This is a genomic window from Enterococcus italicus (assembly GCF_023743875.1).
GTDB lineage: Bacteria > Bacillota > Bacilli > Lactobacillales > Enterococcaceae > Enterococcus_G > Enterococcus_G italicus.
This window is the reverse complement of record NZ_JAMRVB010000001.1, coordinates 1295681-1319084: the sequence shown is the minus strand read 5'-3', so window position 1 is coordinate 1319084 and position 23404 is coordinate 1295681. Positions and strand designations below refer to the sequence as shown.

23 protein-coding genes and 4 pseudogenes are annotated in these 23404 nt (G+C 40.8%); 16 read left to right on the top strand and 11 right to left on the bottom strand.

What is annotated here, in order from left to right:
* Positions 1–191 precede the first annotated feature (191 nt).
* Positions 192–1514: a coiled-coil domain-containing protein gene (locus NE257_RS06405; RefSeq protein WP_251886036.1), complete on the top strand. Its 1323-nt coding sequence runs from the start codon at positions 192–194 to the stop codon at positions 1512–1514.
* A gap of 167 nt (positions 1515–1681) precedes the next feature.
* Positions 1682–2974 carry a PcsB-like coiled-coil domain-containing protein gene (locus NE257_RS06400; RefSeq protein WP_251851869.1) on the top strand — a complete coding sequence of 431 codons (1293 nt, stop codon included), beginning with the start codon at positions 1682–1684 and terminating at the stop codon, positions 2972–2974.
* 135 nt (positions 2975–3109) lie between these two features.
* On the opposite strand, the gene NE257_RS06395 is transcribed toward NE257_RS06400, so the two are convergent.
* Positions 3110–3796: a prepilin peptidase gene (locus NE257_RS06395; protein ID WP_251851867.1), complete on the bottom strand. Its 687-nt coding sequence runs from the start codon at positions 3794–3796 to the stop codon at positions 3110–3112.
* Between the two features lie 141 nt (positions 3797–3937).
* Here NE257_RS06395 and NE257_RS06390 point away from each other — a divergent pair, with 141 nt between their 5' ends.
* A complete protein-coding gene (locus NE257_RS06390; protein WP_007207873.1) occupies positions 3938–4426 on the top strand; it encodes a Dps family protein in 489 nt (162 codons plus the stop codon).
* Between the two features lie 67 nt (positions 4427–4493).
* Here the strand turns inward: NE257_RS06390 and NE257_RS06385 are convergent, their stop codons facing one another.
* From NE257_RS06385 to NE257_RS06370, 4 genes are all read right to left on the bottom strand, one after another.
* Positions 4494–5165: an ABC transporter ATP-binding protein gene (locus NE257_RS06385; RefSeq protein ID WP_007207874.1), complete on the bottom strand. Its 672-nt coding sequence runs from the start codon at positions 5163–5165 to the stop codon at positions 4494–4496.
* A 15-nt stretch (positions 5166–5180) separates the two neighbouring features.
* A complete protein-coding gene (locus NE257_RS06380; RefSeq protein WP_251886035.1) occupies positions 5181–6695 on the bottom strand; it encodes an ABC transporter permease in 1515 nt (504 codons plus the stop codon).
* Positions 6696–6923: 228 nt separating this feature from the next.
* Positions 6924–8294 (bottom strand): argininosuccinate lyase, encoded by a 1371-nt coding sequence (gene argH, locus NE257_RS06375; RefSeq protein WP_251886034.1) that lies wholly within the window; start codon positions 8292–8294, stop codon positions 6924–6926.
* Positions 8295–8308: 14 nt separating this feature from the next.
* A complete protein-coding gene (locus NE257_RS06370; protein ID WP_251855532.1) occupies positions 8309–9526 on the bottom strand; it encodes an argininosuccinate synthase in 1218 nt (405 codons plus the stop codon).
* A 316-nt stretch (positions 9527–9842) separates the two neighbouring features.
* Between NE257_RS06370 and rplM the strand changes: the two genes are divergently transcribed.
* Together rplM and rpsI are read left to right on the top strand one after the other, a co-directional pair.
* A complete protein-coding gene (rplM, locus tag NE257_RS06365; RefSeq protein WP_313628975.1) occupies positions 9843–10289 on the top strand; it encodes a 50S ribosomal protein L13 in 447 nt (148 codons plus the stop codon).
* Positions 10290–10304: 15 nt separating this feature from the next.
* Positions 10305–10697: a 30S ribosomal protein S9 gene (rpsI, locus tag NE257_RS06360; RefSeq protein ID WP_007207880.1), complete on the top strand. Its 393-nt coding sequence runs from the start codon at positions 10305–10307 to the stop codon at positions 10695–10697.
* Positions 10698–10938: 241 nt separating this feature from the next.
* Here rpsI and NE257_RS06355 read toward each other — a convergent pair.
* Positions 10939–12173 (bottom strand): annotated as a pseudogene (locus NE257_RS06355) (tyrosine-type recombinase/integrase).
* 68 nt (positions 12174–12241) lie between these two features.
* Complete coding sequence (locus NE257_RS06350; RefSeq protein WP_048603186.1) at positions 12242–12517, bottom strand: helix-turn-helix domain-containing protein; 276 nt, start codon at positions 12515–12517, stop codon at positions 12242–12244.
* 274 nt (positions 12518–12791) lie between these two features.
* Between NE257_RS06350 and NE257_RS06345 the strand changes: the two genes are divergently transcribed.
* A complete protein-coding gene (locus NE257_RS06345; protein ID WP_007207904.1) occupies positions 12792–13733 on the top strand; it encodes a magnesium transporter CorA family protein in 942 nt (313 codons plus the stop codon).
* 408 nt (positions 13734–14141) lie between these two features.
* On the opposite strand, the pseudogene NE257_RS06340 reads toward NE257_RS06345, so the two are convergent.
* Positions 14142–14948 (bottom strand): annotated as a pseudogene (locus NE257_RS06340) (transposase); the annotation flags it as partial.
* Between the two features lie 158 nt (positions 14949–15106).
* Here NE257_RS06340 and dhaK point away from each other — a divergent pair.
* The 4 genes from dhaK to NE257_RS06320 are packed head-to-tail and all read left to right on the top strand — an operon-like array spanning position 15107 to position 17401.
* Positions 15107–16096, top strand: coding sequence for a dihydroxyacetone kinase subunit DhaK (gene dhaK, locus NE257_RS06335; protein ID WP_251869270.1), 990 nt, complete (start codon positions 15107–15109; stop codon positions 16094–16096).
* A 12-nt stretch (positions 16097–16108) separates the two neighbouring features.
* On the top strand, positions 16109–16684 hold the full coding sequence (dhaL, locus tag NE257_RS06330; protein ID WP_251869269.1) for a dihydroxyacetone kinase subunit DhaL: 576 nt from the start codon (positions 16109–16111) through the stop codon (positions 16682–16684).
* 1 nt (position 16685) lies between these two features.
* Complete coding sequence (gene dhaM / locus NE257_RS06325) at positions 16686–17060, top strand: dihydroxyacetone kinase phosphoryl donor subunit DhaM (RefSeq protein ID WP_251855431.1); 375 nt, start codon at positions 16686–16688, stop codon at positions 17058–17060.
* Between the two features lie 20 nt (positions 17061–17080).
* Positions 17081–17401 (top strand): ATP-binding protein, encoded by a 321-nt coding sequence (locus tag NE257_RS06320; protein WP_251886032.1) that lies wholly within the window; start codon positions 17081–17083, stop codon positions 17399–17401.
* A 93-nt stretch (positions 17402–17494) separates the two neighbouring features.
* Here the strand turns inward: NE257_RS06320 and NE257_RS06315 are convergent, their stop codons facing one another.
* Entirely contained in the window at positions 17495–19024 is a 1530-nt protein-coding gene (locus NE257_RS06315) for an L-lactate permease (RefSeq protein ID WP_251886031.1), read from the bottom strand.
* A 407-nt stretch (positions 19025–19431) separates the two neighbouring features.
* Between NE257_RS06315 and NE257_RS06310 the strand changes: the two genes are divergently transcribed.
* The 6 genes and pseudogenes from NE257_RS06310 to NE257_RS11750 all read left to right on the top strand — a co-directional run.
* Complete coding sequence (locus tag NE257_RS06310; protein WP_251886030.1) at positions 19432–19800, top strand: YccF domain-containing protein; 369 nt, start codon at positions 19432–19434, stop codon at positions 19798–19800.
* A gap of 172 nt (positions 19801–19972) precedes the next feature.
* Positions 19973–20617, top strand: coding sequence for a FusB/FusC family EF-G-binding protein (locus NE257_RS06305; protein WP_251886029.1), 645 nt, complete (start codon positions 19973–19975; stop codon positions 20615–20617).
* 19 nt (positions 20618–20636) lie between these two features.
* Positions 20637–21635: a DUF3114 domain-containing protein gene (locus NE257_RS06300; protein WP_251886028.1), complete on the top strand. Its 999-nt coding sequence runs from the start codon at positions 20637–20639 to the stop codon at positions 21633–21635.
* 119 nt (positions 21636–21754) lie between these two features.
* Positions 21755–22174 carry a GNAT family N-acetyltransferase gene (locus NE257_RS06295; RefSeq protein ID WP_251851828.1) on the top strand — a complete coding sequence of 140 codons (420 nt, stop codon included), beginning with the start codon at positions 21755–21757 and terminating at the stop codon, positions 22172–22174.
* Positions 22175–22401: 227 nt separating this feature from the next.
* Positions 22402–22632 carry a hypothetical protein gene (locus NE257_RS06290; RefSeq protein WP_420871117.1) on the top strand — a complete coding sequence of 77 codons (231 nt, stop codon included), beginning with the start codon at positions 22402–22404 and terminating at the stop codon, positions 22630–22632.
* 107 nt (positions 22633–22739) lie between these two features.
* Positions 22740–22842, top strand: a pseudogene (locus tag NE257_RS11750) (IS6 family transposase); the annotation flags it as partial.
* A 6-nt stretch (positions 22843–22848) separates the two neighbouring features.
* On the opposite strand, the pseudogene NE257_RS11745 reads toward NE257_RS11750, so the two are convergent.
* Both NE257_RS11745 and relB read right to left on the bottom strand, forming a co-directional pair.
* Positions 22849–23117 (bottom strand): annotated as a pseudogene (locus tag NE257_RS11745) (type II toxin-antitoxin system RelE family toxin).
* On the bottom strand, positions 23117–23284 hold the full coding sequence (gene relB, locus NE257_RS06275; RefSeq protein ID WP_276326768.1) for a type II toxin-antitoxin system RelB family antitoxin: 168 nt from the start codon (positions 23282–23284) through the stop codon (positions 23117–23119). The pseudogene NE257_RS11745 and the gene relB overlap by 1 nt, the downstream one beginning before the upstream one ends.
* Positions 23285–23404: the final 120 nt, after the last annotated feature.

Genomic DNA, 23404 nt, shown 5'->3' with positions numbered 1-23404 from the left:
GAGGAATCACTTCCAGATTTTCTGGTCTTTTTGCTTATAATTGAAGAATTTAATCTCAGATTTTGTATAAATGAAATATATTTGAAACATTTCATTTATTTTTATGACATATTTATGTGGTAAAATTTACCATGACTTATATAACGTGCGATTTTTAAAAAATAGGAATAAATTCTTGGAGGAACTAACTCGTGAAAAAAAGTATTGGGAAGAGCCTATTATTATGTACCTTATTATTGGCAACGTTAGTACCAATGAGTGCTCATGCCGATGATGTGGATTCAAAAATAAATGAACAGACCGAAAAAATTTCGGCTATTAAAGAGCAAAAAGAAACAACTGAATCACAGATTGCTTCATTAGAAAGTGATATTGCAACGATCTACAATAACGGAATGAAATTGCAAAAAGAGCAAACAGCACTTGAAGAAGCTACTGCGACTTTAATAAAAGAAATTAGTGATTTACAAACAAGAATTGAAAAACGGACAGAAACGATGAAAAACCAAGCACGAGACATTCAAGTGAATGGTCAGGATACAAGTTTTGTTGACGCGGTATTAAGTGCGGACTCGGTATCGGATGCTGTAAGCCGTGTTCAAGCGGTAAATACATTTGTCCAAGCTAATAATGAATTGATTCAAGCGCAAAAGGCAGATAAAGTTGCCGTTGAGCAAAAGAAAGCTGAAAATGAGAAAAAAGCAAAACGTTTGGCTGCAGCGAAAGAAGAATTGGATGCGCAAAGACAAGAATTGGTCTTGAAGCAAGCTGCTTTATCTGTAAAAAAAATCAGCTTAGCTGCGGAACAAGCGACAGCGGAGTCTACTCGTAATTCTCTCCTTGAGCAAAAAGCACAAGCTGAAGCCGAACAAGCAAGAATCGAAAAAGCACAGGCTGAAGCAGTGGCAAAAGCGAAAGCCGAAGCAGTAGCACAAACGACAAGTAACACTACGACAAAAGCGTCAGAAACGCAAGCAACTGCAAGTCAGGCAACAACAAGCTCAAGTCAAGAAACCAAAGCGGCTGAAACGACAAGTTCAAGCCAAGAAGCAAAAGCGACTGAGTCAACTACGCAAGCGACAGCGAGCAGTACCACTCAAACAAGTAGTAGTACAGAGCAAGCAACGACTAAAAAAGAAACATCTACAAGTACATCAACTAGCAACACCAGTACCACATCTGCTGATGCAACATTGAATGCTTTAAATGCGTTACGCGTTGCGAATGGGCTAAATCCTGTTTCTTGGGATGCTAGCTTAGCTGCAGCTGCATCAAGTCGAGCAGCTTTGATTAATGGCAATGGTGGAGCAATTCCAAGTGATCATTGGACGAGTGGAAATGAAGTGATTGCTATTTTATTCAGTCCTGGTTCCGATGTAATCAATGCATGGTACAACGAAACCAATATGATTACAGCAACTGGTTCAGGTCATAGAGATTGGGAAATGAATCCATCTATTACACGCGTCGGTTTTGGTTACAGTGGCAGTGTGATTGTTGGTCATTCTGCATAATCATTCACAATTAAGAAGCATTTGTTTAGAAAAAATCTAAACAAATGCTTTTTTTGAAATGTTTTTGTAACATACCTATTACTTAGTTGACATGATGCTATGGTAAACTTCATTTGTCTTTAGAAATAATTAAGAACTAGTAGAAAAGTGATAGTGGAGGAATAATTGTGAAGAAACGCATATTTGCTTCGATTTTTTTAAGCTCAATCATCTTGACAACTGTAGCGGCTCCATCGATTGCTGTAGCTGATACATATGATGATCAAATTTCTCAAAAAAATTCAGAGATTTCCGACTTAGTAGACCAACAAACAAGTACACAAACAAAAATTGATACATTAGAGTCACAAGTTACGACAATTAATGCCAAAAGTGATGAAGTAGTCGCGCAACAAAAAGTATTGGCTGCCGAGTCAAAACAATTAAAACAAGAAATTGCTGATTTGGAAGTACGTATCGAAAAAAGAACGGAAACAATGAAAAATCAAGCGCGAGATGTCCAAGTCAACGGCCAAGATACAAGCTTTGTTGATGCGGTTTTAAATGCAGATTCGCTATCAGATGCTGTTTCAAGAGTTCAAGCTGTTAATACTTTTATTAAAGCGAATAACACGTTGATTGAACAACAAAAAGAGGATCAAGAAGCAGTCAAAGCCAAAGAAGCAGCTAACTCAGAAAAAATTGAATCGTATCAAAAATACCAAGTCCAATTAGATACTCAAAAGAAAGAATTGCAAGCGACTCAAGCAGAACTAGCTGTATTAAAGACTAGCTTAGCAATTCAACAAGCAACAAAAGAAGATGAAAAAGAAGCTTTAGTGAAGCAAAAAGCCGAAGCCGAAGCAGAACAAAAACGAATCTTAGCGGCTCAAGCAGCGGAAGCGGCAGCGAAAAAAGCAGCAGAACAAGCCGAAGCGAAAGCCAAAGAAGAAGCTGAAGCAAAAGCAGCAGAGCAAGCAAAAGCTCAATCTGACGCTACTACAACTAGCACAACAGAGAGTACTGTGACTGAAAGTAATACTGCAACAAGCACTTCAAAAGCAACTACAACAAGTACCGTAGCAAGCAGCCCACAAGCGACTACATCAAGCTCAACTTCTACAAGTAGTGTAAGCACAACAACGCAAGTGACAGATACATCGAACACGTATCCTGTTGGCCAATGTACTTGGTTTGTTAAAAACCGCGCGACTTGGGTAGGCAATCGTTGGGGCAATGCGAACCAATGGCCAGCAAGTGCACGAGCAAACGGCTTTAGAGTAGATAATTCTCCAGAAGTTGGTTCGGTCGTTGTATTCTTAAATGGTGCCCAATATTCTGACGCTACTTATGGACATGTCGGTTATGTTATCTCTGTCGCAAATGGTGTCATTACGATTGAAGAAGGAAACTACGCCGGACAAAGTTACAACGTTCGTCAAATTACGACTGAAGGTACTGTCTTCATTCATCAAAACTAATAGACATAGAGGCTGAGACAAAATGGTTCAGCGCTAAGTAAAAACCAGAAAATCCAAAAGCTTTTCTTCAAACTTTTGGCTTTTCTGGCTTTTTTGTCGTTTAGCTTGTCTCTTTTTATAGCAGCTATCACTGTGCTATAAAAAAAGACAAGCACTTAAGCCGATACTTAAAAAGGGAACGAATGGTAGGTGTTTTGGGGGCTGACGCTTAGAAAAGAGAAACAGGAGATAATACAAAATACCGGTGCCACTGGCAAGAAAAAGTAAGAGATGAATTTGTTGCCAACGTAGCCAAGGGAACCAGATGAAAAATAAAAGCAAATCACCGTCTCCAATGAAGTGCCAATGACGTTGACCATACCAATAGATACAAAAAAATAAAAGCCAGGTCCACCAAGAAAACGCGGCACGCTGCCATAGTAGAACAGCCCATAAGATGATAGCAAAAGGATATAATAGGTAAGGATCGATAATCTGGTAGAGCCAATCTGTAATACTTAGACTAAAAGCCATTGTAAACCAGACAAGTGCGACTAATTTAGTCTCCAACGTGGCGGTAGAAAATGAAAATAGATAGCAAAAAAACAACCCGTAAATCCATTCAGCGACAAAAATGTGTCGAGGGATGGCTTGATGACAATGACGACAATTCCCCTTAAGTGCAATGAATGAAATTATAGGAATCAAATCATAAAAGGCAAGGGGACGCTGGCAGGTCGAGCAGCGACTACGGTCAGACCAAAAATTCATACGTAACGGCAGACGATCGGCGACGACGCACCAAAAAGAACCCATCACAGCTCCAACTATAAAAGAAATCATTGTGTACTCCTTTCTCCTTTATAATTACATACGAAAACCATAAGAAAACCTGAGAAGAATTCTCAAATAGTTGTTTTTAGTGTACATTTTTATGAAATCTAGTATGCTTAAAGTATAGAAGTTTAAAGGAGGAATCGAATTATGAAATATGGGAAAACGAAAGATCTTTTAAATCAATTGGTCGCAGATTTAAGCCAATTTTCAGTGGTGATTCACCAAACACATTGGTACATGCGTGGACCTGAATTCCTAACATTACATCCTTTAATGGATACATTTATGGATGAAATCAATGCACAATTGGATGTTGTTTCAGAACGTTTGATTACATTGGATGGTGCACCATACTCTACTTTACAAGAATTTGCTGACAATACAGCGATTAAAGATGAAATTGGTACGTATGAACGGACAATTCCTGAACGTATGGCTAAATTAGTAGAAGGCTACCGCTACTTAGCTGACTTGTATCAAGAAGGAATTGAAATTTCTGGAGAAGAAGGCGATGATTGCACGCAAGATATTTTCATCGGATTCAAAACTGAGGTTGAAAAGAAGATTTGGATGCTACAAGCTAAATTAGGTCTAGCACCAGATGTTGCTTCAGATGATTCAGTAAAAAATCTATAAGATTAGCTCATACTATCAAAAACCCCCTAAATCCTCAAATTTAGAAATTTAGGGGGTTTTATTTGTTTTACTCAGCGGCAGCTGATTTTAAATGAAATACTTTGTGTTTTAGTTCAAATACTTCGTCACATGCTTTGGCCACGTCGCTTTCATGAGTCACAATGATGATGCATTTTTGTTCTTCATGGGCCATTTCTTGGAACACTTTAACGATATCTGATGATGTTTCTTCGTCAAGGTTACCGGTTGGTTCATCGGCGACAATTAGTTCATGATCACAACAAATCGCACGAACGATTGCGACCCGTTGTTGTTGGCCACCGGAAAGGAGACCGACTTTTTTGTTGGCTAATGTTTCATCGATGCCGACTTTGGCTAGGCATTGAAGAGCATAGGTTTTCTTGTCAGAACGTTTTGATCCAGCAATTTCCATTGCCGTCAAAATATTTTGAAGGGCGGTCATATAAGGAAGGAGATTATAGGCTTGGAAGACAATCGAAATGTCTTTGCGGCGATAATTTCGTAAGCCAATCTTTTGAATATTTTCTCCATTGTAAGTAATGGTTCCTTTTTTCGGTGTATCGAGTCCTGAGATTAAGGAAAGGAAGGTCGTCTTGCCAGATCCACTTGCGCCGAGGATGGCGTAGACTTTTCCTTTTTCAAATGTTAAATTGACATCTTTGTATAGTGCATCTTGCTCGTTGGTATACCAATAAGCTAAGTCTTGGGTTGCTAACATGGATTTCCCTTCTTTCTAACCAATTAAGATTTTCTTCGGATTCAAGCGTAAAATACCAAATGAGGAGAGGAGGATCGAGAAGAAGCTAATCACGAGCCCTAAGCCAGCGAGGATAGCGACTTCTTTTGGTTGAACGGTGATGTTTAAGTCATCAATTTCAGTTGAACCTTGTACGGCTGTATTGAAGCCACCCATTTGGCCACCGCCACCACCGCCAGGGCCACCATTTTGGTTTCCTTGTTGGTTGTTTGCGCCTTGTTGAGTTTGGGTATCTGTTTGAGACGTTGTTGTTTCTTGTGAGAGTAGTTGATTCCCTACGACATTACCGACAATATTACCAGTAAAGGTAGCAATTACTAAGGCAATCAGCATGGTCACAAATATTTCAGTAAAGAATTGGAAAATCATCTTGGCACGTGATTCACCCATTGACAATAGAACACCTATTTCATAGCGGCGTTCGCGAATCATGAGCATAACGATGAGTGTTAGGATAATGATCCCAGCAACGGCAACTAAAATCACAATGTTTTTGGCAAAGCTTGAAACATTTTCTAATGGTGTAATCATGGATTGATACAATTGATCATCCGTTGTTAAGTCATACGTATCTGTATCGATTACTTTTTCTGCCGCTTTGGTGAACGCTGTGACTTTTGAAGGTTCAGAAAGTGTGTAGATGGCAGAGTCGACAGTATCTTCATCAGTATTGCCAGATAGTGTATTGGCTAATGTGTAGTAAGAGTAAATCGTATTGACTGGGTTTAGCATGTTGACCTGTGCAGCGATGCCTGATGCAGATTCAGTAGTAGAGTAAATTCCTTTGACGGTAACTGTCACTTCATTTTCACCGTCTGAATCAGTCAGTTTGAAGGTATCACCGACCGACAAACCGTTCGATTCTGCTAAAGTTTCTTCAATCAAGACATTGTTTGTGCCAGCATCATCAGCAGTCAATGCTTCACCGTCTCCTAATGTAGCTGTGCCGTCTGAGAAGCTTGAGTAGTCAGCACTAGATGAAACACCGGTAATGGTGAAGTCACCAGTTTGCATCTTGCCACCCATACCACCGCCCATGCCACCAGGTCCTTGTTGACTACTATCGGATGTGCTTGAACTGCTTGTTGTATCGCTACTTGTAATTGGTTCAATACCATCACCTGCTGTTGCGGTACCAGATGTCACTAAGACATATGATTTCACGTTGTCTAGTGCGGCAATTTTCTCAGCATCGCTGACTTTGACAGGTGTTGAAGTGAATTCACGATGTTCACTTGTTGAGTCAGTGGAAGATGAATCGGATGTACTTGTATCGTTTTGGCCACCACCGAACATTGCTTCACGACTCGCAGCGAGTGTGACTGTTGCACCCAAACTATTTTGTGCATTCTCTGTTGCTTTTTCTGCCGCACTTTTGATTGTTAGTCCTGCTAAAACAAAAATTAAAATAGCAGAAAAAACAGCACATAACAATAACGTGCGACCTTTTTTGGCCCATAAACTTAAGAGCCCACGTTTGATAAAATTCATATCTTCCTCCTGTTCGTGCGAATAAATACCATCCGCTCGTTAATCGATTTGTTACTAATGTAAGATAACCAACGAACCTTAAAGCAAGGTTAAATGAATTTGAAGAAACTGTGAAAAAAAGGTTGAGATAGCGTTAGCGACAAAAACCATACAATCCAGAAGCTGTTTTTCAGACTTTTGGATTGTATGGTTTTTGTTTATAGGAATACAAACTGATTGTCACAAACGTTATTCACTCAGATGGGCTTGCTTGATCTGTGCGAGTACTTGATCAAATCCTGTCCCACCAAGCGAGTGGCGATTTTTGACAGCTTGCACGCTATCTAGTTTTTGGTAGATGTCTTCTTCGATGGTCGGTTCGATTTCTTGGTACTGACTAAGCGGGACATCTTGCAAGTAAATCCCATCTTCCATACAAGAAAGGATGAGCTTACCGACAATCTCATGCGCTTTTCGGAAGGGAATGCCCTTAGTCGCCAAATAATCGGCCAACTCCGTAGCATTTGAGAAATCTTGTTGGGTCGCTTGAAGCATGTTTTGTTCTTTAACCTTCATCGTGTCAATCATGCCAGCAAAAATTTCTAGCGAATGCATGACCGTAGAAACCGTGTCAAACATGCCTTCTTTATCTTCTTGTAAGTCTTTGTTGTAAGCTAAAGGTAAACTCTTCATAATCGTTAATAGACCGAATAAATCCCCATACACACGTCCTGTTTTGCCACGGATTAATTCCGCCATGTCAGGGTTTTTCTTTTGCGGCATAATCGAGCTACCTGTCGAAAAGGTGTCCGTCAACTCAATGAATTGGTACTCATAGCTACACCATAAAATCAGCTCTTCGCAAAAACGAGAGAGGTGCATCATAATCAAAGAGGCATTGCTTAAAAACTCTAAAATAAAATCACGATCACTAACTGCATCTAGACTATTGGCATAGACACCGGCAAAACCAAGCTCTTGTGCAGCGTAGGAACGATCAATTGGGAAAGTCGTCCCAGCTAGTGCGGCCGCTCCTAATGGTGAAAGGTCAATCCGACTCAGACTTTCCGTGAGTCGTTCTTGATCACGCGTGAACATCTGATAGTAAGCCATCAAATGATGCCCAAAGGAAATAGGCTGTGCATGCTGAAGGTGCGTATAGCCAGGCATGACGGTATAGACATGTTGCTCGGCCTTTGTGACCAAGACTTGTCGTAAGGTTTTCAGTTGTGCCACAATTTGTTGGACGTGATCTTTTAAGTACAGATGCATATCTGTTGCTACTTGGTCGTTTCGACTGCGAGCAGTATGCAACTTGCCAGCGACAGGACCAAGTAATTCATGCAAAAATACTTCCATATTCAGATGAATGTCTTCATTTTCTACTGAATAGTCCAACTCATTATTTTCGACCTTTGTGACTAAGGTCTGCAAACCAGCAAGAATGGCGTCAGCATCTTCTGACGGAAGAATCGCCGTTTTTTTCAGCATTTTGACATGTGCGATGCTTCCTTGCAGATCATATGCCGCCAATTGTTGATCAAAGGAAATCGATGCACCAAATGCATCAATCCACGCTTCATTTTTTCCGTCGAATCGACCGCCCCATAATTTTGACATACTGTTTGCTCCTTTTATCCGATTGGTGTTAAGGGTGATTGTTGATTGGCTTGGACTTCTGCGTGCACTTTTGTTGGTAAGCCCCATAGCTTGATGAAGCCAACTGCAGCATCTTGATCAAATGTATCGGCAGAAGTGTACGTCGCTAAGTTTTCATCGTACAAGCTATTTGCTGACTTCCGACCTTCACAGATGACATTCCCTTTGAATAATTTCACACGAACCGTGCCGTTTACGACTGTTTGTGTGGATTTTAAGAAGGCAATCAGGGCATCTGTCAGTGGATTAAACCATAAGCCATCATAGATAACTTGTGCAAGCTGTTGTTCGATGATGGGTTTGAAATGAGCCAACTCACGAACAAAAACCAAATCCTCTAATTCTTTATGAGCTGTCATGAGCGTAATCGCACCAGGACATTCATAGACTTCCCGTGACTTAATCCCTACTAGACGGTTTTCAATATGATCAATCCGACCAATCCCATGTTCACCTGCTAGCGTGTTAAGCTTCATAACAATTGAAGCAAATGTATCTTCTTGACCATCTAGGGCGACGGGGACACCTTGCTTAAAGGTAATTTCTACAATAGTAGGTGTGTCAGGTGTTTCTTCTAATTCTTTGGTAATAGCGTAAGCACCTTTTGGCGGTGTTGCCCACGGATCTTCTAAGACACCACACTCACACGCCCGCCCCCATAAGTTTTGGTCAATCGAGTAAGGATTGTCCAAGTCAGCAGGGATAGGGACATTTTTTTCAGCAGCGTAGGCAATTTCTTCTTCACGCGACCATTTCCATTCACGTACAGGGGCGATGACGTTTAAATTAGGGTCTAAAGCAGCGATAGCCACTTCAAACCGGACTTGGTCATTCCCTTTGCCTGTGCAGCCGTGTGCGATGGTTGTCGCTTGTGTATCGTGAGCCAATTCGACTAATTTCTTAGAAATCAATGGTCGTGAAAGGGCAGACACCAATGGATAAGAATTTTCATAAAATGTATTCCCTTGTAAGGCAATCAAGGCAAAATCGTCCGCAAACTCTTCGCGTGCATCAATCGCATACGATTCAGAAGCACCGACAAGCAACGCCTTCTCTTTAATCGCCGCCGTGTCGCGCCCTTCACCAATGTCTAGACAACAAGCAACGACATCGTAGCCTTCATCTACTAACCATTTAATTGAGACAGATGTATCCAAACCACCGGAATAAGCCAAAATAACCTTTTCTTTCATGAAAAAACTTCCTTTCTATCGAAACCTTCTTGATTGAAGCTATCATAGCAAATAAATATAAGCAAATCAAGCTTAAAAATTATATTTATACATAAAATATTCTGATAAACGGTATTTTATTCAAAATAATGGCTAATCCTGTTTCTTTTATTAATCAAAAAAATCTGCGAGCGGGAAAAATAGTTACAAATTTAAAGGAAAAAACATTGACGTGCCACCTGATTCTGGGGTATCATACTAAATGGTATTGTTTACCCCATAAGAGCCCCGGAAACTCAAATGATTGTAAACATTCGAAATTGAATTGGAGGAAAAAATTGTGCGTACAACATATATGGCCAAACCAGGCGAAGTAGAACGTAAATGGTATGTCGTTGATGCAACAGATGTTCCTTTAGGACGTCTATCAGCAGTCGTAGCTTCTGTTCTACGAGGAAAAAATAAACCAACATTCACTCCTCATGTGGATACTGGTGATTTCGTCATCGTAATTAATGCAGATAAAGTAAAATTAACAGGTAATAAAGCTTCAGGAAAAATTTACTACCGTCACTCAAACTTCCCAGGAGGATTAAAATCAGTAACTGCTGGTGAATTACGTGCAAATAATTCTCGTCGTTTGATCGAAACTTCTGTAAAAGGTATGTTACCTAAGAACACGTTAGGTCGCGCTCAAGGAATGAAACTTCACGTATATGCTGAAGGAACTCATCCACATGCAGCTCAACAACCAGAAGTATTGGACATCACAAACTTAATCTAATAGGAGGGAATTTCATTGGCACAAGCTCAATATATCGGCACTGGCCGTCGTAAAAATGCTGTGGCCCGCGTACGTTTAGTACCAGGTACAGGTAAAATCACTGTTAACAAAAAAGACGTTACTGAATATATCCCACACGCTGACTTGCGTGAAGTAATCAACCAACCATTTGGCGTTACTGAAACAAAAGGCGCTTACGATGTTTTCGTAAACGTAAACGGTGGTGGATATGCTGGACAATCTGGCGCAATCCGTCATGGTATCGCTCGCGCATTACTAGAAGTAGACCCAGACTTCCGTTTAGCTCTTAAACAAGCTGGCTTACTTACTCGTGACGCACGTATGGTTGAACGTAAAAAACCAGGTCTTAAAAAAGCTCGTAAAGCTTCACAATTCTCAAAACGTTAATTGCTGGAGTCGTTGGCAATTTATTGCCTTACGAATACAGTATGGGACGGAGATTTCAAGGAAATCGAGTACCATTCATCACAACGATACGGACACTTTCCAATTTTTGGGAAGTGTCTTTTTTTGTACGCTTAGGTACGAAAAAATGTACGAGATTTTGAATTGGCCGTTTTTAAGACCTATGTCAGACACTATATAATCGTTCTTTTTATCTTGTTTGATTGTTATTTTAATTAGTTATTTATTTTGCTTGTCGCACTTTATCCAGGCGTTTCTCGAATTTCTCATAAGTGGAAAGATCGACAACATTCGGGGTATTGACGTATATTTCTGTCGTTTTAATATCCGAGTGGGTTAGGGCTTGGGAAATTTGAGCCATTGTGGCACCGCCTTCGCGAGCTAACGTACTAAAGGTATGCCGTAGCTTGTGTGGATTTGTCTGAACCAGTTCCTCATGTCTTCGGCGAATGGATTTTAGCCGATAATTTAAGTAATCCACATGAACCGGAATATTTACTTCACCACTTCGATTGGCATAAGTGAAAAGAAATTGCTCCTTTGTCTGTTTAATCCCAAGCTGTAGCAGTTCTTCCTTTTGCTTTTGCTTCCATTCTTTCAATAGTTCAATAAGGAATGTCGGAATCTTGAACTTCGTAGCTTTTCGCCCTTTTGTGGATTTTAAATTGCCAAACTTATCCTTACTTTGAATCAAACTGACATAACCCTTTTCAAAATCAATATGCTTCCACTGGAAGGCGTAGGATTCGCTCTTACGGTCCCCTAGGTTCAACGTTAGCATCAAGAGAACATAATCTTGCATAATTAGAGAACCATTGCTGTAATCCTCATTGGCTGCGTCTAACCAAGCGATTAATTCTTCGGCTGTCAGTGCTTCACCGTTAAGCTGACGCTCCGTCTTTAGTTGTTGTTTCTTGGGATCACACACGTACCGATTCACTTTTTCAATCCGATTGTATTCGATATACTCTAATAGCTCGGCAATATCAAAAATCTGATTGACGTAACTTTTGATAATTTTGATATTGGCGTAAGTTTGGGACTTTTTCATCAAAGCACGAAGCACAAAGTCTTTATTGTCGTTTAAGAACTTGATGGAATATTCACCAAACATCGGTAGAATATGAAGACGGAAGACATTTTTCGTATTGCTAACGGTTATGGCAGTTGGTATTTGCCTAGATCGTCCAGTAGAACCAGCAATATACATATCCAACCAAACTGTCTTATAAAACTCTTTGAATTTGATATGCCCGCTTAATTCAAATGAACGAGCACTCTTTTCATTAAGCACATGTTGAATTTTTTGAGACAGGTCTTTTTCAGCCTGTTCCGCTTTTTTTTCGTCCTAAATGTTTTGCGGTAGCGCTCGGTAGTGACACCTATAATTTGTCGCACTTCCTTGGGGTAAAATACCTCCAATTTGTAGTGGTTGTTTTTCAGTTTAGTAATTGCCATGTTATTTTCTACTTTCTTATACGCAAACCAGAACGTAGGAACGACTACGTTCTGATTATAAACCGCTTCTAGCGAGTATAGCAATGGAGCCATTCGTCTATAGCTTGCCGATCAAACCGCACAACACCTTGAATCGTAATTTTTGGCAGGCCTTGTTCGACCCATTTGTCCAAAGTGTTGTTCGCAATATGGAGATACTGGCAAGTTTCTTTCTTGGTTAAATAGCGTTTGTCAATCGCAGTATCTTGTCGTACTTGATTCACATTGTTTAGAAGAAGTGTGTACACACTATTTCCTAGCTGTTTCATCTGCTCATCGTTCAGTAAAAATTGAACTTCGTGCATAGGCAGCCTCCTTTCTCTAGTAAGAATCTTCATTTCCAATTCCAGTATTTTTTGTTCTATTAATTGTCTAAATTAATTTGACAATTAATATTTGAAAAGAATTACGCCTTTTTATGCAAAAACAGCACATCATTTGACGCAAAAAAGCAAATGCTCTATCCTGAGATTTGAGGATAAAGTGTTGTTATTTAGTAAAAGTAAACGCTTTCTTATCGTTACTTATTTTATTTATTGCTTGTGGTCCATTGGTTAGAAATATTATAGGGGGATTAAGATGATTTCAACTTTTAAGATAACAGATTCCGGCATAGAAAAAGCGACCCAAGACGTAAGTAACTGGATTGTCTTGCAAAAAGCCACCAAAGTCGAACTCACCGAAATCGTGGAGAAATACGAATTGCCAAAAGACATCTTTGTCGGCGGTGACGATGCAGAAGAAATCAACCAATATGAAAAAATGAATAACGACCGCCTAGGGGAGTTGACGATTCTTTCTTTAATGAACCTAAGCGACAATCGCGAGCTCCCCATTGAAAAACGCTTAGAACCGTTAATCTTGATTTTTGCTAAAGAAATGACCTTGACTTTTGTGGGAGATAATTCAGATTTTCTGACTTCTTTTTTGACCCGTTCCGCTCATAAAGTCACGAATAAAGAGCAACTCTGCGCCTATATCATCAAACGAACCTATGCGCATTTTCTAAAGGAATTAAAAACCATCAAAAAAATCATCGATGAGCTAGACGCAGCGGCTCGCACCACTACGAAAAACGAAGCACTCTTTCGCTTGGCAGACACGCAGCGGGATGTCGTGTATCTGGACAACGCGCTGCAAGGCCAAAAAGAAACTTTGAATTACCTCTGGGAAGAAACCAATTTTGCCCAGCAACTAGGCGACGAAAATCTCGTGTACAACATCCGCTTGCGCCAAGCCCATGCAGAGGAACGAATCCTGATTTACCGTGATTTGCTTGAGACCATCGGCGGGTTGTTTTCCGATATGATGAGCAATCATTTAAACCGCTTGATGAAATTCTTGGACTCCGCTACTTTAGTCGTCTCCATAGCTGCTCTCGTTGCCGGCATCTGGGGCATGAATACCGGTGGACTCCCAGGCAAAGAGACAAAAAACGGCTTTTTCTTCGTGATGATCCTCGCGGTCGTTGTCAGTATCTTGACCACCATTTATTTAAAACGCAAAGACTTTACCAAATAAATCACCAAACAAGCACTGACAAAAAAGAGGTGAGGATTCGTGAAAGAAAGTGGGCGCACAAAAAATAAGCAAACCGCGCTTACACCTAGGGTTTCTGCTAGGTTTTGACTAGCACAAGTGCTGATTTTTTACAAAAGGAGGAATCCAGATGAAGAAATTTCTAAAAATTGCGGCGGTCATTTTGGGCATTCCCTTACTATATGTGTTAATGGCCCGCAAGCAAAACCAACAAAAAACGGCTCTTTGTCAAATGGTGTTGTTTTGATCAAATCAAACGGCAGGAAATGCTTCGGCATTTCCTTTTTAGCGTTATTAAATGATTTCACAGATGTTCTGCTGAATCAAGACACGCATCCGGAGATGACGAAAAATCCGAAATCCAAAGGCAATTCTTTTGGTTACTTTGATTCGGTAATCCTTTTGAGCCGGTGAATCGCTTTTCTTTAGCTGTTCCATTGTCTGAATTCGTTGGTTATTAAATGCACGTGTCATTTATTGAATGATGTGGAAACGATCGATAGAGAGTCGCGCATTGGAAAAGACTTCTTTCATCACTACATTGTAAGAGGCATTCATATCCATCACGATGTGTGTAATCCGTTTTCTGGATTTTAATGTGAACCGGTGAAAGTATGTCCGTAACTTGAAGTTGCGTCGATCATCTAAGTTATCAAAGATTTTGCCAGTATCAGCATCACTAATAATAAAGCACATTGCCCCTTTACAATCACTCGTTCCTTTAAATTCATCAATTAGAAGATGCTTGGGAAGAGAAGTGATTTTTTTACGTGGCACCTCAAAGAAGCTGTCTAAGACACGTTCAACGGTTTTTGTGGAAACAAAATACCGCTGAGCAATATCTTTCATTGAAATTTTTTTCTTCAAATCCACAGCAATCGCAAATTTTAAGGCTTGTGAGATGTAACAATTTTCCGCTACATAATAGGTTTTTGCAGAAAACGTATGATGACACCGAGTACAACGAAAACGCTGTTTGTACAGGTGTAAATAAGTTGGTACTTCTTGATATGGAAGCAACTGAATCCAGCTATCATGATAGGCATGACGGATGACAGAATCAAACCCACAACATTCGCAACGATGTTTTTCTCCGGTAAATACATTGGCCATACGGCCATGAACGCTCTCTTTAGTAATGGCATCTTTTGAAAAGGTAATATGGGAATTCTTAATATTCAAGATTTGTTTTTTAATGGAATGACTTGTCTTTTCATCCGTATATCAGCACCCCCTTGCCTTCGTTAAAAACTTGTATTAGTTGACGGTTTCTTTTGATGTCAGCTATAATTTTTATAAAGAATGCGGTTTTAATAATTTGTAATCGCTTTTAAAAAAGTGAGGAGATCAGGAAGATGAAGAAAATTATAAATAAACCAACGGATGTTGTAACGGAAATGATCGATGGCATGGTGGCGATCAATGGTGATTTGGTGCATCGCGTCGAAGGATTTGATATTATCGCGCGTAATACTGAGAAGACTGGGAAAGTCGGCATTGTCTCGGGTGGTGGTAGTGGCCACGAGCCGACACATGCTGGCTTTGTCGGTGAAGGTATGTTATCGGCGGCTGTTTGTGGAGCGGTGTTTACGTCGCCAACACCTGATCAGATTATTGAGGCCATTAAGGAGGCCGATGAAGGCGCGGGGGTTTTTCTAGTTATTAAGAATTATTCTGGCGATATTATGAACTTTGAAATGGCACAAGAGATGGCTGAGATGGAGGGTATCGAGGTACAGAGCGTGGTTGTTGATGATGATATTGCGGTCGAGGATAGCCTGTATACGCAAGGTCGTCGTGGCGTAGCGGGAACGATTTTTGTGCATAAGATTTTAGGTGACGCTGCCCGTAATGGCCAATCATTGAATGAGATAAAAGAGCTCGCAGATCGCCTAGTACCAGCGATTCATACGGTCGGATTGGCGCTCACTGGGGCGACAGTTCCTGAAGTAGGGAAGCCGGGGTTTGTTTTGCCGGATGATGAGATTGAATTTGGTATTGGCATTCATGGGGAACCGGGGTATCGCCGTGAAAAGATGCAGCCGTCTAAAATGCTTGCCGAAGAGCTCGTTAATAAGCTAGTGACTTCGTTTGAGCCAAAAGAAGGCGAAGAGTATGCGCTATTGGTGAATGGGATGGGGGCGACGCCGTTAATGGAGTTGTACATTTTTGCGAATGATGTCGCGAACTTATTAGCCGATAAGCAGATTACTATCGGATACAAAAAATTGGGTAATTATATGACGTCGATTGATATGGCAGGATTGTCGTTGACATTGATGAAATGTGAAGACGCGCAGTGGGTAGAAGCATTGGAAGCCCCAGTCATTACACCAGCTTGGTAGGGAGAGATGAAGATGGATGCAACAGTAGCATTAAAATGGATGAGTATCTTTAATGATAAGATTCAAACGAACAAAGACTATCTGTCAGAGTTAGATACGCCGATTGGTGATGGCGATCATGGTGGGAATATGGCTCGTGGAATGACGGCAGTGATGGAAAAATTGAATGCAGAAAAATTTGAGAATGCTGCCGATGTATTCAAAGTCGTGGCGATGCAGTTACTGAGTAAAGTCGGAGGTGCATCAGGGCCGCTATATGGATCGGCCTTTATGGGAATGACCAAGTCGTTTCAAACGAGTGATTCACTCGCTGACGCGGTACAAGCTGGACTGGAAATGATTGAAAAGCGCGGTAAGGCGACAGTCGGTGAAAAAACCATGGTCGATATTTGGGCAAGTGTGTTGGCCGATTTACAACAGGATCAATTAACAGTAGCGAGGGTTCAAGAGTATGTCCAAGCGTCGGCGGATCTGAAGGCTACAAAAGGGCGTGCTTCTTATGTGGGCGACCGATCAATTGGTCATATTGATCCTGGTACGTGTTCGTCGGGGTATTTGTTTGAAGCATTATTGGAGGCGAGTAAATAAGATGAACGATATCGGGATTGTCATTGTCTCACATTCAAAGAATATTGCTCAAGGTGTTGTTGATTTGGTTCGCGAAGTTGCCAAAGACGTCGAGATTACCTATGTCGGTGGGACGGAAGATGGCGGCATTGGTACGAGCTTTGAGCGTGTACAAGCAGTCGTTGAGGCGAATAGTAAAGAAACGTTGCTAGCGTTCTTTGATTTGGGAAGTGCCAAGATGAATTTAGAAATGGTCACGGATTTTTCAGATAAGACCATTCATATTAACTATGTGCCGATCGTTGAAGGAACCTACACAGCAGCGGCCTTGCTCCAAGCAGATGCTGAGCAGGATGCGATATTGGCTCAGTTAGCTGAGCTAAAAATGGAAAAGTAACAAATGAAAAGAGGAAAAAGATGCTAATTGCATTGATTGGTGGAAATTGTAGCGGGAAATCGACGATGGCGGAAAGATTACAAACTCAACGGCAAGCGACGGTTTTTGTCGGCAAGGATTATTTGCGCATGGCAAAAAACGAAAAAGAGGTGGCCGAGTTATTTCGGCAGCGTTTGGCGACTATCAAAGAAAGGATGCATGGGCACTTGCCTGAGCCGGTGAGTCGGATGCTAGAGCGGCATCATGGGAAATTTGCCGATGAAAACGTGCTAGGCGTACTTGACACGACAACTACATCTATCAAGGAAAACTACGAACGCTTACTGGCATTGGTGGAATAAGAAAAAGTCAGGACATCAGGAAGGTTGAGAGTCAACTTTCAGATGTCCTGACTTTTTCTTTCGCTGAGCAATTCTGCTGCAGCCTTCAAAACCCTAAATTTGTCCGAAGACTTTTCCTAAGCCAAAGATGACTAGGCAAATAATAAGCGTATAGATGGCGCAGAATTTCATGGCTTGTTTTAAAATGGTTCCTTCTTCGCCGACTAGACCAGTCGCACCCGTTGCGACGGCGATGCTTTGCGGAGAGATCATCTTGCCGGCTGTCGCCCCAGCCATATTTGCCGCAGCTAGCCAATATGGATTGACGTCTAGGCTAGTGGCTGCCTTGACTTGTAACTCACCAAATAAGACATTGGCAGATGTGTCGCTACCAGTAATAAAGGTACCAAGTGCACCGATAATTGGCGCAATAAAGGGATAGAAACTACCGGTAACCATAACTAAGCTGAGGGCAATGTTGTTGACCATACCGCTGTAACCCATCACTTTTGATAGTCCGACAATCGAAGCGACCGTGACCATCGTTTTGGTCATCTGCTTGGTTGTATGCCAGAGAATCTGCAAGCTCTTGCCAAAAGAAATCCCCTGGAAGAGACCGCCAATAATCGTAGCGACAATAATTAAGGTACCAGGTGACGTAATCCACGTGATGACATATGGTTTGGCATGCGAGCCTTGGAATATGGTAAAGGAGCTTTGCACCGTATTTAAGCGATCATGGATGGCAGGTACAAGAGAGGAAGACAAAATAATAAAGGCAAAAACGAGAATAAATGGCAACCAAGCGACAATTCCTTCTTTAAGCGAGACGGTAGGTGCCGTTTTTTCTTGGGTTTCTTTTGGTCCGATGACTTTGACTAAGAGGATGATCGTCACGATACAAATCAATGACCCCGCAATAGATGGCAATTCCGCCCCGAGATACTTAGAGACGATGATTTCTGGAATGGAAAATGCAAGACCAGATGCCAAGGTAATCCAAAAGACCCCTTTAATGGAACGGAAGCTACCACCTGTCAACGTAACCAAACAAAACGGAATCAGAATAATCAAGATACTTAGTTGCAAGGTGACGACAAAAGAAAGTTGCTTGACGTCAAGACCGGTGACTTGAGCTAAGGTCGTGACAGGCAGACCAATCGCACCAAATGCGGTCGGAGTCGTATTGGCAATCAGACAAATAATCGCCGCTTTGACCGGTGACATACCCAAGACAGCTAAAATACTAGCCGGAATCGCTACGGCTGTACCAAAGCCGGCAATGGCTTCCAAAAAGCCACCAAAGCCCCAAGCAAGTAACAACACGAGTATGCGCATATCGCCAGTAATAGACGTCAGCATTTCTTTGATGGTATTCATCCCACCAGACTCGGTGCTGACATTGTACGTAAAGACAGCTGCGATAATCACGTAAATAATTGGCCAAAAAGCCATGACAATTCCTTCTAAGGCAGCGGATAGACTTTCCTTGGCACTAAAATGAAAGCCGACCATACTGAGGATAATCGTCAGCACTAAGCCAATCAAACAAGCGAGATCTCCACGCATTTTAAAGACCCCAAGAGAGAGAATTAACCAAATAATAGGAATAACAGCAAGTAACGTTAGCAAACCTTGTGACATACATTTCATCCTTTCAATCCATTATTTTTGACTGCTAGAAAATTGACGAAAAAAATCCCTCCTCAGAAAATGCTTGAGCAGGGATGGTCGGTTTCTGGGTTATTGATTGTCAAAAGTGAATGACTTCGGCAAGGAATAAGAAGAGGACTGGCACACGTCTGCACAAGAATCATCTATTCTAGTTTAGAAACAGTCTAATCTAGTTAATTATAGCATGTATGCGCTAAAAAAGTTTGTCATTTTTTATCGAAAGCACCAAACTGTGCTCATTTTTTTTGAATAAATAGAAACCATCAGATAGTTTAAGACTAGTCGTTGCACAAAGTATTCGAAATAGGTGGAAAACCAGAAACAGTCGAGCTTCATGGTATACTAGAATGAAACAAAGTGAGAAAGTAGGGATTGTTATGAGTTGTATTGGAAATGTTATTTGGTTTATCTTTGGTGGTTTATTTGGCTGGATCGGTTGGATGGTTGCGGGCATTCTTTGGAGTATCACGATCATAGGGCTGCCGATTGGCTTGCAATGTTTTAAAATCGCGACGATGAGTTTAGCACCATTTGGCAAAGAAGTGGTCTACAAGCATACGAATACGAGTTTTTTATTGAATATTTTATGGATCATTCTTTCTGGCTTCTGGTTAGCGGTCGGTCACCTGATTAGTGCAGTGATCCTATGCATTACGATTATCGGGATTCCTTTTGCTGGTCAATCATTGAAGCTGGCGCAAGTATCATTTATGCCATTTGGCGCGCGGATCGAGCGAGTAAGATGATTTTACTTGCGTAATAGCGCAAAAGTCGCTATGCTATTACCGGTATATGAATCAAAGGGAGGGGATCAGGATGGCAAACGCATCTTGTATCGTACGATCAAAGAACACTAGCACAAAATGACGTTCTTTGAAGGAAAGAGTTTCCTCAAAGGACTAGAAATGAGGAAAACAAATGAAAGAACAACTACAACCCTATGAATATTGGTATAGTAAGCAACAATTATCTGAATTGGTCAATGCCTACCATTCAGTCAATGATAAACAAGTGATTCAGTCACTACAAGCATTAATCAAAGAGCGGACAGGTGAGCTCTTTCAGCGGCATCCTGACTTAGCAGCTTATTGGCCAGTCTTAATGGACAGCAAGTTGACGCGCAAGCAATTTGAAACGGTATTTGATGAACTAAAAGCATTTGTGGTGCCGATGAAGCAGCCATCTGCTAAGCAAATCGATAAAATATTTCGCAAGGTGAAGAAGATGTATTACCCACCGGTGGATAGCCTAGACTTTCGCACGATGACTTTTTTAGGATGGAATGATCCGGGCACGAACCGCAAGTACTTGCTGCGCGAAAAAGAGGGCCGCTTGCAAGGTGTATACGGCAGCTTCCGCTCAGATGTACAAAAAGGACACTGTGCTATCTGCAATCAAATCAGTACGGTCGGCTTGTTTTTAGCGACGACGAAAGCCTCGGCAGACGGTACCTATACAAAAAAAGGCAATTACGTTTGTAGTAACAGCGAGCAATGCAATCAACAAGTGACACAGCTAGAAACGCTAGAGCGCTTTTGGCAGACGGTCACATACGAGAAGTAAACGGACAGGAGGTAGTGCAATGAGTGAAGAAACTAGTCCCATCGTCGGCTCGCTCGCCTATCTCCAGTGGTACCGCACCTGTTGCCTGAGCGAAAAGGAAAAGCTTGCACGAATGATGGAGCAACTAGGCGCTTGGATTGATGGCGATGGTATGCTGCAGCTGACTGGTCCAGGAAAGCTAGCAGAGCTGCCGCCACATAGTGAATGGTATGCGTGTTTACGAAAGAGTATCCAACGCGCCTACAAAGGGGACCTAGGCTTAAACCAAGATGAGCTAGGGCATAAGCTGCATCTCTTTCGAAGCTATCTCGATCGGCAAAATATCCAGTACATTCGTCGCCACTATTCAGGCGCAAGTGACTTCGATAAGCTTGTCGCCTATGCCGCTCACACCAAGGTGGGTATTGATTTCTCGGTAGGGGCCAATTATCATAATCGTACAATGGGGCCCTTTGATTATCCGCGGAATATGAAAGTCTTGGTGCCCAAAAGAAACACAGGTGGCTGGCGGTACAATACTGCGCGCATGAGTGAATTCATTTTGGATAGTCAAACAGGCCGCTTTGTCAGTCAATGGAATGATCTGAAGCTTAAAGAAGATGGCTACGATGCGAATCCCAAGGCGTATCAAGTAACGGAATGTGGCGATGTGGCGAATACGGAGTCGTTTAATTATGGTGTGCCGCACGGGTATCATCTCGATCGCGCGACATTTAGCAAAGCCCATCGCTATTTGGATGTCAATCATCCACCTGATCTGCATTTGCGGCGTATCGTTTGTCGAAAATGGAAGAGTGAGCCTGATTTCGACAAAGGTGGGCGCTATGCAGATATTGTCAAAAAAGGTCAAGTGGATCTTATTGCTTGGCGCCAAATCCCATTAGAAGAGAAGCCGACAGTCTATGAGGTATTTGTTCGCGACTGCCAGCGCCGCAGACGAAACGCCGGCTTTGGTAAGTATTGGCGCAGACAAATGCGACCGCGATGGCTACGATTTTGGGGAAAAGAAACTATCTGAATCAGCAGAAGCAGACACGTATGTGAAGCTCTTGCATTTGGATAGTTTTTTGTTGTAAGTTCTTATCTAAGAAAAATAGAAAAGGGTTGTAAATTATTTAGTGCAAAGGAGAATTTTTAATGATTAATTATGAAATAGGAAATGATTTCGATGCTGTTTTTATTGAATCAGAGTTAGAATTATTTAACAATCATTCAAAAAGAAGTCCTCAAGATGAAGAATATAAAAAGTTCATAATTGTTGTAAAAAAAAATCAACAAATTATTGGTGGAGGGATTGCCTACTCTTCACTATATTATATTGGCTATATAGATACTTTATGGGTAGATGAAAAATTTAGAAATCAATCTATTGGAACCAAAATACTTTCTTTACTAGAAAGTAAATTAAGGGAATATGGCTGTGAATTATGTCATTTAGATACCTTTAATTTTCAAGCACCTGTATTTTATAAAAAGAATGGTTATGAAATTTTTGGAGAATTACATCATAAAAAACAGAACATTACAGAATATTTTTTTAAAAAAGATCTCTGTTAAATAAAAAGATCCATTGTTTGACGGTGATCGATTAAGCCCATAATCTTGTATAAAATACTATTCAACGTTTTAACTGTTACTTACTGAATGCCGTTTTCAATTTTTAAATAGTTTGACACACCATTAAAAATTCTATTTTCCACTCTGCGTCGTTAGCAGATTAAAGCAACTGTTCCTGAGAAAATAGTTAAGAACCGTATTGTTTAATAACAAAGGGGAGAATGAGTATGTTTGAAAAAGTTGTTGAAAAATTAAAACAGAGAAGACTAAAAAAAGCTGAACTGTTAAGGGAGAAAAATGCAAAAATGCGAAGCGAAGGTAAAGATCCCTTAAAAGGCTGGGGAAAAATGATTGATTCTGGAATAGGTGGTGCTAATAGAGCTAATCCGTTAGATACGAAATATTTTCATATAGAAGATCAGAAAAATTTAAGAGAGCAGATTAAAAAGAACAAATAAACTAACCTTTTATGGTTACTACCCTATTAGATCATAGGCTATTTGATTTTGGGTTTCAGTAACAGAGTAAGCGCACACTACGGCAATAAGGGTTCTGTTGCAACGTTTATCGAAGCCTACGTACTGCCTCTACCCGGTTAAGGCATGGCAACCATTCGAACAATCTACAAAAAAAGCCGAAAAGAAAGAACGCTTTTCGGCTTTTCAGTACAATTGTTAATTGTACACTTCTCTACGATGGCCACTAAAACTAAAATCTTAATCGTTTCATCGGCTATATTTGCTAATAAACGATAATCTCCTATTCTATATCACCGTTGACTACTTTTATTTCCTACCAAACCTTTCCCATGAACCCTAGGAGAACCGGTACCTTCTAAATTTTTAGAAATCCAAGATAATATAAGACGAGCTTGATGCTTGTCCATCTTTTTTAATGCTTTTTGAGCATTTTTTTCATATCGAACCGTATATGTTTTCTCCATCATAAACCTAGTTCTCGGAGCATATCTGGGTGTGAAATACTTTCGTCATTTAACTCATGATCTTTCATTGCTTTTTGGTACAAATTCATATCAACTTGATCTTCTAACACTTCTAATAATTTCGTTCTAGCTAATTCTGATAAACTTAATCCATCAATGGCTACGATTTTTGGGAAAATAAACTATCTGAATCAGCAGAAGCCGACACGTATGTGAAGCTCTTGCATTTGGGTAGTTTTTTGTTGTCGACAAATTATTTTTTTGGATAGTTACACAGTTGAAAATAA